Annotated in this window: 1 protein-coding gene; it reads left to right on the plus strand. The window is 67.8% G+C overall.

The genetic code is table 11. The features are described 5' to 3' along the window. A partial coding sequence (fumC, locus tag ACFYZB_RS46750) for a class II fumarate hydratase (RefSeq protein WP_388768284.1) occupies positions 1-1,343 on the plus strand: 1,343 nt, incomplete at both ends.

The raw sequence follows: 1,343 nt of genomic DNA on the forward strand, positions 1-1,343 counted from the left end.
GTCCCCGCGGACCGCTACTGGGGCGCCCAGACCCAGCGCTCCCTGATCCACTTCTCCATCGGGGACGACCGGATGCCCAAGGCGGTCTACCACGCCTACGGCTACGTCAAGAAGGCCGCCGCCTCCGTCAACGGGCGCGCCGGGCGCCTCCCCCGCTGGAAGGCCGACCTGATCAAGCGGGTGGCCGACGAAGTCATCGCGGGTGAACTGGACGACCACTTCCCGTTGTACGTGTGGCAGACGGGCTCGGGGACACAGTCCAACATGAACACCAACGAGGTGATCAGCAACCGCGCCATCCAGCTGGCCGGCGGGGAACTGGGCAGCAAATCCCCGGTCCATCCCAACGACCACGTCAACATGGGGCAGTCCTCCAACGACACCTTCCCCACCGCCATGCACATCGCCGCGGTCAAGGAGATCCACGAGCACCTGTTGCCCAGCGTGCGGGCCCTGCAGCGCGCCATCGACGACAAGGCCCGGCAATGGCACGACGTGGTGAAGATCGGCCGCACCCACCTGGAGGACGCCGTCCCCCTCACCGTGGGGCAGGAATGGTCCGGCTACGCCCACCAACTGCAACAAGCCATCGACCGGGTGACCAGCGCCGCCGAGGGCCTCTACGAGCTCGCCATGGGCGGCACCGCAGTGGGAACGGGGCTCAACGCCCCACCCGGATTCGGCGAGCAGGTCGCGGCCGAGATCGCCGAGGCGACCGGGTACCCGTTCACCACCGCGCAGAACAAGTTCGCGGCCCAGGGCGGCCTGGATGCCATGGCCGGCGCGTCCGCCGGGCTGCGGGCCCTGGCGGTGCCCCTGATGAAGATCGCCAACGACATCCGGTGGCTGGCCTCCGGACCCCGCTGCGGACTCGACGAACTCATCCTCCCGGCGAACGAGCCCGGTTCCTCGATCATGCCGGGCAAGGTCAACCCGACCCAGTGCGAGGCCATGGTCATGGTCTGCATCCAGGTGCTGTCCGAGGACGAGGCCATCGCCTTCGCCGGCACCCAGGGCAACTTCGAACTCAACGCCATGCGCCCGGTCATCATCAACAACTTTCTGCACGCGGCCGGCATCCTCGCCGACGCCTGCACCAAGATGCGCGAATACTGCGTTGAGGGCATCCAGCTGAACCGGGACCAGATCGACGCCTACGTCGACCGGTCCCTCATGCTGGTCACCGCACTCTCGCCCGTGATCGGCTACGACAAGGCCTCCGCGATCGCCCACAAGGCCAACGACGAGGACACCACCCTGCGCGCGGCAGCGGTGGACTCCGGCTACATCAGTGCCAAGGACTTCGACCGCATCGTCAAACCCGCCACCATGGTCGGCCGGAC

The sequence above is a fragment of the Streptomyces sp. NPDC001852 genome, assembly GCF_042891825.1.
Lineage (GTDB): Bacteria > Actinomycetota > Actinomycetes > Streptomycetales > Streptomycetaceae > Streptomyces.